This window comes from Aeromonas sp. FDAARGOS 1417 (assembly GCF_019046985.1).
Lineage (GTDB): Bacteria > Pseudomonadota > Gammaproteobacteria > Enterobacterales > Aeromonadaceae > Aeromonas > Aeromonas veronii.
The window spans coordinates 272,225-284,399 of record NZ_CP077221.1 but is presented as its reverse complement, the minus strand read 5'-3'; the positions used below and the strand labels follow the sequence as shown (position 1 = coordinate 284,399).

The following is a 12,175-nucleotide window of genomic DNA, read 5'->3' as shown; positions in this document are numbered from 1 at the left end:
ATCGGGTTGAACATATGCCCAACCTAGATGGGGACAGCGATCCAAATATCAAGGGGGCGAATGTGCAATCCTGCTCATTCGCCCCCCTGTTGGCGTGTAACCGCCGATTTTATGTTCAGTTTTTCGCGACTTACCGCCACCCGCCCCTTACTTGAGGCGCTGGCGCCCCATCAGGGAGTGGGAGAGCGTGGTGCCATCCACCAGCTCCAGCTCGCCCCCCACCGGCACGCCATGGGCGATGCGGCTCACCTCTACCCCGGCGGTGCGAGCCATATCGGCGATATACCAGGCGGTGGCATCCCCTTCAATGGTGGGATTGGTGGCGAGGATCAGCTCGCTGATGTGCTCTTCCTTCAGACGGCGCTCGAGAATATCGAGCCCCAGCTCCTCCGGGCCTATGCCGTCCAGCGGCGACAGATGGCCCATCAGCACAAAGTAACGACCGGAAAACTGACCGGTCTGCTCGATGGCCGCCACGTCCGCCGGGCTCTCCACCACGCAGAGCAGGCCATTCTCTTCCCGCTTGGGATTGGCGCAGATATCGCAGCGGTCGTTCTCGGTAAAGGTGCGGCAGTGGCTGCAGTGGCCAATCTCGGTCAGGGCGCGAGAGAGCAGCTGGGCCAACCGCAAACCGCCGCTGCGCTCACGCTCGAGCAGGGTAAAGGCCATCCGCTGGGCAGACTTGGGCCCCACCCCCGGCAATACCTGCAGGGCTTTCATCATCTCATCGAGCAGGGGACTGAACTTCATAACACTCCTTACACGGGCCTGCCCCTCGCCACCACCAAGGCAACGACGGGTCAGCAAAACAGGATAACGCCATTAGCGCAGGACTATACCCGAGCCCGCCGCCCATCGCCATCGGCTTGCCCACAGCGCTCGCAAAAACGCGGATAGCAAAAAGCCCTGATGTTTCCATCAGGGCTTTGCAATGTGGCGGTGAGGGAGGGATTCGAACCCTCGATACGTTGCCGTATACACACTTTCCAGGCGTGCTCCTTCAGCCACTCGGACACCTCACCAAATTTTTGCTCACTGCTTTATGTGCTTGAGCTGCACATTCACTGGCGGACCATGCCGCGGCGACGGGGCGTAATGTAAGGGATACGATGGCTTTTGGTCAATGCAATTTTTTACTTTTTGCGTTCGTTTGCTCAATATCCGAACCAAGTGACCAAAAATATGTCGTTTCGTATCCCTTTCAATCAATTTACTGCCGCTTCGTGCAAATGTTCACCTTTGAGCGCCTCTTCCAGCGAGCCGTAAAATTCCAGCTTGCCGGGCTGCGGCCGTACCTTGGCACGGGCCAGGGTCTTGAGCGGTTGGAACTGCAACTCGGCCACCCGCAATTCGACACCGGCTTTGGCCATCTGCTTGCCAAAGTGGAGGAAGGCAGACAGGCCGCCCGCATCGAGGATGGAGACCGCCTCCATCTGCAACACCAGCACCTGGTGCCCTTTCACTTGTGATTCCAGCTCGGCAAAGACCCGTTCGGCCGCTGCGAAGAAGAGCGGACCGTTGATCTTGTAGAGCAGGCCGTTGTCCGGCACCTCGTGGGCATAGCGTTTGTGCTCGGCCAAGTCGTGCAGTTTGGTCATCTTGGCGATTTCGCGCATAAAGAGCAGGGATGCCAGGATCACCCCGAAGGTGATGGCGATGACCATGTCGAAAATGACGGTGAGTGACAGGCAGACCAGCAGTACCAGCACATCGGATTTGGGCGCGCGACGGATCAGCTCCACCACCTTGTGCGCTTCACTCATGTTCCAGGCCACGATGAGCAGCAAGGCAGCCATGGCCGAGAGCGGCAACCAGGAGAGCCAGGGGGCCAGCACCAGAATGGCAGCCAGCACCACCAGCGCATGAACAATCCCCGAGATAGGGGACGTAGCGCCGGCACGCACGTTGGCGGCAGAGCGGGCGATGGCGGCGGTAGCGGTAATGCCGCCAAAGAAGGGAGCGAAGATGTTGCCAAGCCCCTGCCCTACCAGCTCGGCGTTGGAGCTGTGTTTGCGACCGGTCATCCCATCGAGCACCACGGCGCAGAGCAGCGACTCGATCGCCCCCAGCATTGCCATGGAGAAGGCGGCAGGCAGCAGCCGCTCAACAGCCGCCAGGTTCCATTCAACTGGCAAGCCATCCGGTCCGGGCAAGGCCCAGGGCATCACCAGGGTCGGTGCGATGGGCGGGATCCCCATCCCCTGGGTGCCATCGGCCAGGGTATAGCTGAACTTGCTGCCGATGGTGGCCACATCCACCCCAAAGTAATGGAGGCCAAAACCCAGACCTACCCCGACCAGCACCGCGGGCAAGTGGCCGGGCACCGGCAGACGCAGGCGCGGCCAGAGCAGCAGCACAGCCAGCGTTGCGACCCCCACCAGGGTATCGCCCCACTGCCAGCTTGGCAGGGCGGCGGCCAGCGCCTCGACCTTGCCCAGATAGGTTTCCGGCATCTCGGGCACGCTCAGGCCAAAGAAGTCCTTGATCTGCAAGGTGGCAATCACGATGGCGATACCACCGGTAAACCCCAGCGTCACTGACGGGGGAATGTACTCGATAAGGCGGCCAAGACGGGCCATCCCCATCGCCACCAGAAAGAGGCCGGAGATGAGCGTCGCCATCAACAGACCACCAACCCCGAACTGCTGGGCGACCGGGTAGAGGATCACTACAAAGGCAGCGGTCGGGCCGGAGATGGAGTAACGGGAGCCACCGGTCACGGCGATCACGATACCGGCGATGATGGCGGTATAGAGACCGTGTTGCGGCGGTACACCGCTGGCGATGGCCAGCGCCATGGCGAGCGGGATGGCGATGATGCCCACCGTCACACCGGCGATAAGATCACGGCCGAAGCGGGCCATGCTGTAGGGTTCATCAATACAGGACTGGCGTAAGGCTATGGCGAGCTTCACGCTATTTAAAGAGGCTTGCTTGTGCATGTATATCGTAATACCAGAAGAGGGAGATAAAGGCCGGAGAGATCCGGCGCCCGATCATCATCAAGGGCCGGCAGGGCTGTCGACGCGGCGATGGTATCCTGCGTAACCTTACTCCAGACGGGCCATTTTTTCGATGGGCAGGATCAATGAAACGCGCGCTCACCCATTATTTGGCCTATTTGCCGCCAAATCGCCGATCTTGGCTCCTGCTCTCCCCCTTTTTGCCACAAAGATTACCATTTGAGCCTCGCCTGGTTACCAGCACGTTCGCGACATCATGCTGGCATCATCAGGTTGATGCGAACCGAACCAATGTTCCCGGCATCAGTTGGCCAATGCGATGGCAAGGGACTGATTGTGCTGAAAATAAACCGCAAAGCGCAACTTTTGGGCAAACAGTCCGAAAATCCGGTTTTCGGGAAATTCGCGGGTTGACACCCGCCGCCCTGGTCATTAATATTCGCCCCGTCTTAACGAGACAGGCAATTCCTCCTTAGTTCAGTCGGTAGAACGGCGGACTGTTAATCCGTATGTCACTGGTTCAAGTCCAGTAGGAGGAGCCACTTTTCCCTCGTAGTTCAGTCGGTAGAACGGCGGACTGTTAATCCGTATGTCACAGGTTCAAGTCCTGTCGAGGGAGCCAAATTCTAAAGCCCAGCCTTTTGGCTGGGCTTTTTCGTATTTTCTGTTCTCCCCCTTCCCTACCTCGCGCGTCCCTCAAATGCCCTCTGTCATAACGCCTCTTGCCTGCATGTGATGACCAACCTGCATATAGCTTGAATTGTCTATTGAGCGCCATCCCATAAACAATAGAGCTGGATTGACCAGCCCCTGTGTGTACACCTCATCTCGCTGCCGGATGCCGGGATCAGAAGCGGTAGAGCAGACCCGTGGTGATGCTGGTGACGCGAATATCGTAAAAGTCGATCCCGGAGTTTGCCGTGGCGTAGCTGGCGCTCAGGAGAGCAGAGAGCGGGGCGATGCCAAACAGCTGGTGCCAGAAGAGGGTGGCATCGATGGCCATGTCGCGACTGTCGGCACGCTGGCCAAACAGCGGGTTGGCCTCGTCATAGTCCCGCTTGCCCAGATAGAGGTTGCTGACAAATGACCAGCGGGGCGAGGTTTTGGCGTAAGTGAACTGCAACCCCTTGCTCACATAAGACTCGGCACTGCCCGCCAGATCAGCCTTCTCATAGCGCAATGCTGGCTCGAGGAACTGATCGTCTGCCAGCCGGAACTGGTAGGAGAGCTCAGCGGAGTTGACCCGGCCATTGCGATCCAGCATCCCCATCACAGCGCGGCCATATTGCTCGCCGCTGGACTCCCCATCCACCTTGACGTCGCGGCTGGTGATGCTGCCACTGAGCGCACTGCCCCAGATGTTGTCCCACGCCAGACGGGCGCCGTGGGATCGCACGTCACCCTGCTCGCGTTCCACACCCACAGCAAAGGGATCGCGCCAGACCTTGACCGGGGTGGCATTGAACACCAGCGAACCGGCCACGATCCCCTTGTCCCCCAGTTGCTGGCGCAACCCGAACTGCTGGGTACCGTCGCCACGAATGGCATCCTGAATGAGGTTGCCCAGAAACAGCTGGCTACCGGTGGAAGCAAAGGTGTAGCGCAGATCCCCGTTGATCACCGGATCAAGGTGGCGCTGCTGCGCCGCAGCACCCAAAGCGTCAATACGCTCGCTACCTGCACTCCCCGTGGCAAAATTGGACTTGGTCTCGCCAACGCTGGCCCCCGCCAGCACACTGCCGGAAAAACCAGATTCCTCAGGAATGGCACCCAGAGCTTCAGCCTGAACCCCGCTTGCAACCAGCATCCCCATACTCAACAGCAGACCAATACGCATCGCAACACTCCTGGCAAGCGGCCACAAGAGTGGGCCGAGCCTGATAAATAGGAGGGAGGCAGTCGCCCCCCAGTATCGAGAAGCGGCATGTTACGGCAGGGAAAAATCACAAATAAGACAGCGGGATGCGGTTTTATTTTTTATGATGGCTTTTTATTTTTTTATAGGCGCAAGCAGGGGGCGACCCGGCATAATCAGTCCCCACGGCCTTGCAACGCTGCGGGCTGCTCGCGCCATACTCACTCTATTTACCCCTGTTCCCAACATCGGAGTTCTCATGCGTCGATTCAATTTCATGCTCAATGGCAGCAGATTGATGATGTTCCCCTTCTACATTGGCATTCTCATCTGCGTGGTATTGCTGATGGTGAAGTTTGCCATGCAGCTCTATCAACTTTCTGTAAACATTTTCGAGATCCCCTATCTGGACCTCATTACCGGCGTGCTGACCCTGGTGGACTTTATACTGGTGGCCCAGATGCTGATCCTGGTTGCTATCTGTGGCTATGTGCAATTTATCCAGACGGAAGAGCAGCGCGCCTCCCTTAGCAGCAACTGGCTCAGCAAGATCAACTTTGCCTCCCTCAAGCTCATCGTCATCAACTCGCTGGTGACTATTGCCGGAGTGGAGGTACTCAAGGCGTTTCTCGAAGATGGCATCATCAATGAAGTCGATATGAAGTGGTCCGTGGTGGTGTTTCTCGCCTTCTCGCTGGCCGCGCTCATCTATGCGGTGACCGAGCGGATGGCGGAGCATAAATAGTCGAGCTTGATCACAGTGCTTGTTCAGCCTTGATTCACCAGCAATACAATTGATAACACTTTTCATTATTTTTACTGCGTTATAAACTTGCTCCCCCCGGGCTGCCCCGCCCGGGTGCTGGAGCCTTTATGACAAGCCTTTCTCTCTCACCCCGACAATTCTGGCAGTGGCTGGCCTATCACCATCAGGCTGCCGAGGGCACCCTCTATCTGATGTTCTTCTCCGGCCTGCTGCTGTGGGAACCGCTGACCCCGCTCTGGTCGCTGGCGCGCTGGAATCTGTTTTTCCATGTGATGCTCTCGCTCACCCTGTTTCCCCTGCTGTTTGGCGCCTTCTGGCTCTCCCATCGCAGCTTGTTGAACCGCAGCAACAAACCCTTTTTACGCACCACGGGGCGGATTATCGAAGCCCTCCTGCTGATCTGTCTGGCCAGCGGCCTGCTGCTGGTGCTGCACGGCACCCCGGGCGATGCCATGGGTAACCTCGCCAGCTGGGCCCACTGGCTGAGCGCATTGGCGTTAACTCCTCTGGTGCTGCGCCACGCCTGGCGCTGGACCATCTTGAAATGGCGCTCCTGATCCCATGTTGAAGTCATCGTTCTCTGCATATTTGTCACCCCTGCTGGCCCTCCTCCTGCTGCTGACCAGCCCCTTTGCCACTGCCCAGCAGATGGGTGCCGGGATGCTCACCTATGAGGAGGGAAACGCCCCGCGCCTCGTCACCGCCAACCTGAGCGCAGGCTCGGTCACCCTGCTTGAGCGCAATAGCGGCAAGCGGCTGAAAGAGGTGCAGCTGGGGGGCGATCTGCGCCAGCTGGCCCGCGCCGATGATGGTACCCTGCTGGTCACCGACTACAGCGGCGATCGCCTGCTGCTGTTGGATGATGATCTCGATCTGGAAAAGGCGATCCCCACCGGTCATCGCCCCTATGGGGTCATCTTCGATGCCAAGCGGCAGTGGTTCTGGGTCACGTTGTTCGAATCCGCTCGTCTGCAGGCTTACGACAGCGCCGGCAACCTCCAGCTGGATGCAAAGACCGCCGAGACACCCCGCGGGCTGGCCCTGACCGACGATGATCGCCTGCTGCTCACCCACGCCATGACCGGCCAGCTCGCCATCTATGATCTCGCCAAGCTTGGCCACGGCACCAAGGGGGCTTCGCTTCCCAAGCCCAAGCTCATTACCCTGGCCGAGACCCATAGCGACACGCCGAGCGACTCTCAAGGTTTGCCACGGCTGCTCGATGGCATCGCCCTCTCCCCCGATGGCAGCGAGGCCTGGCTACCCCATGTACTGTGGAGCTTCAGCCACCCCTTCCAGTTCCAAAGCACCGTCTTTCCGGCCGTCTCCATCATCGATCTCGATGAGGAGAAAGAGCGGGTCGATGAAAGAAAACAGCTCTTTTTGCAGATCAACCTGCCAAGCGTCGGCAACCGCAGCCAGATCGTCTCCAACCCGTTCGCTTCGCGCTTCGCCGCCGACGGAAAACGGGTCTATCTGACCCTTGCGGGCTCGGAAGATCTGCTGGTGTTCGACCTATCTCGCAGCGGCAAATCCAACAACAACCGCCACCGCCGCAAGAAGTTTCAGGGGGGCGCCAAGGCGACCCAGCTCCTGCGCCACCTGCCGGGCCAGAATCCGCGGGATCTGCTGATCGACGGTGACCATATTCTGGTGCACAACGCCATGGGGCAGGATCTCACCCGCCTCAATAGCGGCGGCAGCGGCCCGTTTGCCCGAGTCACGGTTGATGTGCCCCACTTCGCCAAGCTGGTAGAGACAGATCCGCGCCCCGCGCCGCTTCAGCGCGGCGAGCGGCTGTTTAACCTCGGTAACACTGCGTCCAACCCACGCTTCCCCATGGCAGGGGACAACTGGATGAGCTGCAACTCCTGCCATCTGGACGGATTCAATTTCACCAACCGCTATCTGATGGCGGCCCATCGCCAAAAGATCTTCGACAACGCCATCAATGGCCACGCCAACCTCACCAACATGGTGGCGGGGGATTTTGTCGGCGAATACCTGCGCATGACCCAGCAGACCCAGGGCGGCATGGGCCATGACACCCGCGATGGGGCCGAGGCAGTTGACCCCGCGAAGCCCCAGCCGGAAGTGAAAGCGATGATGGAGGATCTGCACGCCTTCGTCACCGCCGATGGCAACCTCCCCTATCTCGCCAACTGGCTCAGGCTCGATGCCCCGCGCACCGATCCCGCCAAGGCGCCGACCACTCACCCGAAAGAGTGGCTCAACTCCGCCTCCTGCCAGAACTGCCACAGCCAAGCGTTCAAGGATTGGAGCGAGAGCAACCACCGGCTGATGGGCAACTCCCACCCCTACTACAAGGTGGTGCAGGCGCTGGCCCGCGAAACCGAAGGGGAAGCGTTCGGTCAGTGGTGCCAAGGCTGCCATATGCCCCAGCAGGTGATGACCGGCCAGCTGGATCTGCCCAAGGGCTCCCACATGTTCGAGCAGGGTGGCGCCTCGCTGGTTGCCGCTCACAAAGCGGGCGAACCTGTGGTGGAGGAAGGGACCGGCTGCGTGCTCTGCCATCGCATCACCAAGGTAGAAGATGCGGGCGGCAACAGCGCCTTTACCGTGAATTTGAAAGACCGCGAGAGCTATGTGTTCGAGGATGCCCCGGGCGGCAGCCTCCAGCACTGGCTGGCCGAGCGGCAGATCAATGCCCGCCCGGCAGCCCACAAAGCCTCCTACCAGAAGGATTTCTACCGCGATGCGGCCCTGTGCAAATCCTGCCACAACGAGTTTGCCCCGGGCACAGGCGCCAATATCGTCAACACCTGGGACGAGTGGGAAAAATCCAGCTTCGCCAAGGCCGAGGATCCTGCCAAGCGGCGCACCTGCATCGACTGCCACATGAACCCCGAGCCGGGCAATGGCGGCGCACCGGTGGCGGGCCAGTCCACCGAAAACGGCACCATGAAGGCGCGCCTCTATCGCCACAACTTTACCGGCGCCCAGCACCAGCTGGTGGGGCTGCGCAATCCTGCACTTGAACAGGAGAGTCTGGCGCTCTTGCGCTCCAGCGCGATCCTCTCCGCCCGTATTGAACAGGCTGCCGATAGTCAGCAGCTGGTGGTGCGGGTCGCCAATACCGGCGCGGGCCATGCTCTGCCCACTGGCGTAGCTGATTTCCGTGAACTCTGGCTGGAGCTGACCGTCACCGACGCCAGCGGCAAGGTGGTGCTCAAAAGCGGCCAGCCGGTGGATGGTGCTGTCCCTGAAGATGCGCGACTGTTCAGAAAAGTGTTCGGTGATGCCGAGGGCAAGCCGGTGGGGCTCAAGTTCTGGCGTTACGCCAAGCTCTTGGAAGATACCCGCATTCCGGCCGATGGCTGGCGCGATGAAGCCTGGCCGCTGCCCACTGATGCCCAGGGGCCCTTCAAGGCCGATATCAAACTCAATTTCCGCACCTACCCCAAGTGGGTCAATGATGCGGTGCGCGCCGCCGAGCCAAGCTTGCCGGAACCACCCATAGTGCAACTCAATCGGCTGCAACTTACCTTGCAGCCTCTCCCCGTCACGCCCGCTACGGAGCCTCAAACCTGATGTTTGCAAGTTTTCTGATTACCCTGCGCGAGGGGCTGGAAGCCTTCCTGCTGGTCGGCATCTGCCTCTCCTACCTCGCCAAGCTGGGAGCGAGCCGCTACAACAAATTCATCTATCTGGGGGTGGGGCTCGGCCTTATCGCCTCCCTTGTGGTCGCCTTCCTGTTCCAGGTGGTGGTGAGCCAGTTCGAGAGCGAGCGCTACAACCACCTGTTGATGGCTGGGATCCTCATCTTCGCCACCTTGGTGCTCACCTATATGGCGATCTGGATGCAAAAGCAGGCCAAATCCCAGGTGGGGGCCATGACGGCGCGCATCGATGCAGCCATCGATGGCGGCAACCTGTTTGGTCTGGTGCTGCTCGCCTTTCTGGCGGTGATGCGCGAAGGATTTGAAACCGTGCTCTTCTTCTCCGCCCTGCTCTACTCCGGCCAAGGGGTCGATCTGCAATCCGGCCTGATGGGCGCGCTGGCGGGGCTGCTGGTCTCCATCGCGCTGGTGTGGGGGCTGCTGCGTTCCACCCGCAAGGTGGCGCTGGCTCCTTTCTTCCGCTGGACCGGCTTGCTTATCATCATCATCGCCGCAGGCTTGCTCTCGTCCGCCGTCAACATGTTGCAGGCGGCAGAGATCATCACCTTCTGGACCACGCCGGTGTTCGACATCAGCCACATTCTCGACGATCAGGGGGTATTTGGTACCTTCCTGCGCGCCCTGTTTGGCTACAATGCCTCACCCGCTGGCTTGCAGCTGCTGACCTGGGCCCTCTATCTGGCGATCTTCGTTACCCTCTGGCAGCGCAGCTATCGTCCGCAGGTGAGTGCCGCGACTGGCAAGGGCTGAGCCAACACGCCCTGTGGCAACAAGGGCACGGGGTAACAACACTATTCAGGAGCCGCGCCTTGGCGCGGTTCCCTTATCTATCAAGCAGTTTCGGAATAGGTCATGAGCGATAACAACAAGAAAAGCATTGCAGTGCTGGGCGCTGGCCCCGCCGGTTTGATGGCGGCCTGGCGCCTGCGCCGCGCCGGTTTTGCCGTCACCCTGTTCGAGCAGGAGCCGGTGGTCGGCGGCATGTGCGCCACCCAGACCTTCAAGGGACGCGATGGGGAGTATCGCTTTGACTACGGCGGTCATCGCTTTATCACCAAAAACCCCGAGCTGCTCGCCTTTATCGACGAGCTGATGGGGGATGACCTGCTCCACGCCGAGCGCAAGAGCGTCATCCGCTTTGGCGGGCGCACCTATGACTACCCCTTGAACCTGCCCAACCTGCTCAAGACGGCGCCGCTCGCCCTGATGGCCGGTGCGGTAAAAGACTTGCTGCTGTTGCCCTTTAGCAAGAAGCCGGATGATTTTGCCAAGGCCAGCTTTGCCGAGTGGATCCAGAGTCACTTCGGCCGCACCCTCTACCGCCAGTTTTTCGAGGGCTACACCGGCAAGCTGTGGGGCATCAACCCGGACAAGCTCTCCGCCGACTGGGCCGGTCAGCGCATCAGTCTGATCGATCTCAAAGACGTGGCGCGCCGTCTGCTGCCAAGACGCAACGGCAGTATCTCGGTGCGCACCTATGCCCGCAAATACCGCTACCCCAAATATGGCTTCGGCCAGATCTTCACCACTCTGGGGGAGCGACTGGTGGCAGAGGGCGTTGAGCTGAAAACCGGCGCCACCATCACCCGCCTTGATCAGGCTGATGGCCGTATCGAACGGGTTTATTGGAAACAAGATGACGTTGAGCAGAGCGAGCGCTTTGATCAGGTGATCTCCACCCTGCCGCTGCCGCTCACCTGCCAGCATCTTGGCTTGCCGTGCGATCTCCAATACCGCTCGCTTCGCTTCGTCAATATGCCGCTTAAAACAGAGAACCTGTCGGACAACACCTGGCAGTACCTCTCCGATCCCCATATTCTGGCGACCCGTCTGCAGGAGCCGCGCCGCCGCAGCCCCTTTATGGCGCCCCAGGGCCAGACCTCGGTGATGCTGGAGATCCCCTGCAACCCGGGGGATGCCACCTGGCAGGCGCCGCTGGCCGATCTGCGCGGTCGGATCACCGCCGATCTGGCGAGCCTTGGCGTCGATACCCAGAAGCTTGGCGATGAGACCTTCGAAGCCCGTAGCGAATACGCCTATCCGCTGATGGATTTGGGCTATCAGGCACGCCGCAACGAAGCCATCAAGGCGCTGATGCCCATCACCAACCTCATCATGACCGGCCGTCAGGGGACATTTCGCTATATCTTCACCGACACCGCCATGGAGATGGGGATGATGGCCGCCGACATGGTGATCGACGGGGTGGACAGACGTCACGCCATCTTTAACCATCGCAACGAAAATACCGTGATTGAAACCCAGAGCGTGGCCTGAGTGCCGCGCCATTGGCATAAGTAAGGAGAACAGATGACCATCCGCCCGGGTTTACTCGCCCTCACCCTGCTGCTGGCCCTGAGCGGGCAGGCGCAGGCTTACTCCTACGCCGCCGCCGGCAAGGAGCCACTGATCGACGCCCGCGAAGCGCTGCTGGGCGCCGCCACTGGCGGCAAGGATGCCAGCGCCACCTTGAGCGAGATTGCCGACGAACTGACCTATCTGGAACAGCACCACAAGGTGGAGCTGCAAGGGCCGCTGGCCGCAGCCATCAAGGCCAAAGACGCTGCCGCCACCGCCGCCCTGCTCAACCGCGCCTACAAGGCGGAGATCGAGCGCCGCCTCGAAGGGGCCAGCCAGAACCTCGGCGACTACCAGACCGCCAAAGTGCTGGTGGTCAAGAGCAAGCGCTTCCTCGATCTGATCCTCCCATCACTCAGTGAAGAGGATCGCAAGGCAGCGGAACAGGCGCTGGCCAAGGTGCTGGATGCCATCGGCAACCCGGGGGTATTCGGGGTGGGCGCCAAGCCCGCCGATGCCGCCGCCTTTAGCGATGCAGAAAAAGCGCTGATGGCCGTGCTGGCGCCGCTTTGATGGCAACCTGCCAATCATGGCGCCACCTCGCTGTGACACACGGTGGGGTTTCGCTGCGCTCTACCCACCCTACGCACGG

General features: G+C 60.3%; 9 protein-coding genes and 3 tRNA genes. 8 read left to right on the top strand and 4 right to left on the bottom strand.

Annotation, left to right across the window (positions count from 1 at the left end; translation table 11 throughout):
- Positions 1-147: 147 nt before the first annotated feature.
- From recR to dauA, 3 genes are all read right to left on the bottom strand, one after another.
- Positions 148-750: a recombination mediator RecR gene (gene recR, locus I6L47_RS01250; RefSeq protein WP_005352677.1), complete on the bottom strand. Its 603-nt coding sequence runs from the start codon at positions 748-750 to the stop codon at positions 148-150.
- A 184-nt stretch (positions 751-934) separates the two neighbouring features.
- Positions 935-1,022 (bottom strand) — tRNA-Ser (locus tag I6L47_RS01245).
- A 183-nt stretch (positions 1,023-1,205) separates the two neighbouring features.
- Positions 1,206-2,942 carry a C4-dicarboxylic acid transporter DauA gene (gene dauA / locus I6L47_RS01240; RefSeq protein WP_064338171.1) on the bottom strand — a complete coding sequence of 579 codons (1,737 nt, stop codon included), beginning with the start codon at positions 2,940-2,942 and terminating at the stop codon, positions 1,206-1,208.
- Positions 2,943-3,429: 487 nt separating this feature from the next.
- Between dauA and I6L47_RS01235 the strand changes: the two genes are divergently transcribed.
- Together I6L47_RS01235 and I6L47_RS01230 are read left to right on the top strand one after the other, a co-directional pair.
- Positions 3,430-3,505: transfer RNA gene (locus I6L47_RS01235), tRNA-Asn, on the top strand.
- Between the two features lie 4 nt (positions 3,506-3,509).
- Positions 3,510-3,585: transfer RNA gene (locus I6L47_RS01230), tRNA-Asn, on the top strand.
- Positions 3,586-3,810: 225 nt separating this feature from the next.
- Here I6L47_RS01230 and I6L47_RS01225 read toward each other — a convergent pair.
- Complete coding sequence (locus I6L47_RS01225; RefSeq protein ID WP_216948462.1) at positions 3,811-4,800, bottom strand: DUF2860 family protein; 990 nt, start codon at positions 4,798-4,800, stop codon at positions 3,811-3,813.
- A gap of 277 nt (positions 4,801-5,077) precedes the next feature.
- Here I6L47_RS01225 and I6L47_RS01220 point away from each other — a divergent pair, with 277 nt between their 5' ends.
- The 6 genes from I6L47_RS01220 (at position 5,078) to I6L47_RS01195 (ending at position 12,096) form a co-directional block, all read left to right on the top strand.
- Complete coding sequence (locus tag I6L47_RS01220; protein ID WP_005333692.1) at positions 5,078-5,563, top strand: YqhA family protein; 486 nt, start codon at positions 5,078-5,080, stop codon at positions 5,561-5,563.
- A gap of 128 nt (positions 5,564-5,691) precedes the next feature.
- Entirely contained in the window at positions 5,692-6,141 is a 450-nt protein-coding gene (locus tag I6L47_RS01215) for a hypothetical protein (RefSeq protein ID WP_005352687.1), read from the top strand.
- A gap of 4 nt (positions 6,142-6,145) precedes the next feature.
- Entirely contained in the window at positions 6,146-9,136 is a 2,991-nt protein-coding gene (locus I6L47_RS01210) for a YncE family protein (RefSeq protein WP_216948461.1), read from the top strand.
- Positions 9,136-9,975 (top strand): FTR1 family protein, encoded by an 840-nt coding sequence (locus tag I6L47_RS01205; protein WP_107684950.1) that lies wholly within the window; start codon positions 9,136-9,138, stop codon positions 9,973-9,975. The genes I6L47_RS01210 and I6L47_RS01205 overlap by 1 nt, the downstream gene beginning before the upstream one ends.
- Before the next feature lie 102 nt (positions 9,976-10,077).
- Positions 10,078-11,502, top strand: a complete 1,425-nt coding sequence (locus I6L47_RS01200; RefSeq protein ID WP_216948460.1) for an FAD-dependent oxidoreductase — start codon at positions 10,078-10,080, stop codon at positions 11,500-11,502.
- A 33-nt stretch (positions 11,503-11,535) separates the two neighbouring features.
- Positions 11,536-12,096 carry a hypothetical protein gene (locus I6L47_RS01195; protein WP_216948459.1) on the top strand — a complete coding sequence of 187 codons (561 nt, stop codon included), beginning with the start codon at positions 11,536-11,538 and terminating at the stop codon, positions 12,094-12,096.
- Positions 12,097-12,175 lie beyond the last annotated feature (79 nt).

Coding starts and splice junctions, on each gene's coding strand:
- recR (WP_005352677.1), bottom strand. CDS start 750: ATGAAGTTCAGTCCCCTGCTCGATGAGATGATGAAAGCCCTGCAGGTA.
- dauA (WP_064338171.1), bottom strand. CDS start 2,942: ATGCACAAGCAAGCCTCTTTAAATAGCGTGAAGCTCGCCATAGCCTTA.
- I6L47_RS01225 (WP_216948462.1), bottom strand. CDS start 4,800: ATGCGTATTGGTCTGCTGTTGAGTATGGGGATGCTGGTTGCAAGCGGG.
- I6L47_RS01220 (WP_005333692.1), top strand. CDS start 5,078: ATGCGTCGATTCAATTTCATGCTCAATGGCAGCAGATTGATGATGTTC.
- I6L47_RS01215 (WP_005352687.1), top strand. CDS start 5,692: ATGACAAGCCTTTCTCTCTCACCCCGACAATTCTGGCAGTGGCTGGCC.
- I6L47_RS01210 (WP_216948461.1), top strand. CDS start 6,146: ATGTTGAAGTCATCGTTCTCTGCATATTTGTCACCCCTGCTGGCCCTC.
- I6L47_RS01205 (WP_107684950.1), top strand. CDS start 9,136: ATGTTTGCAAGTTTTCTGATTACCCTGCGCGAGGGGCTGGAAGCCTTC.
- I6L47_RS01200 (WP_216948460.1), top strand. CDS start 10,078: ATGAGCGATAACAACAAGAAAAGCATTGCAGTGCTGGGCGCTGGCCCC.
- I6L47_RS01195 (WP_216948459.1), top strand. CDS start 11,536: ATGACCATCCGCCCGGGTTTACTCGCCCTCACCCTGCTGCTGGCCCTG.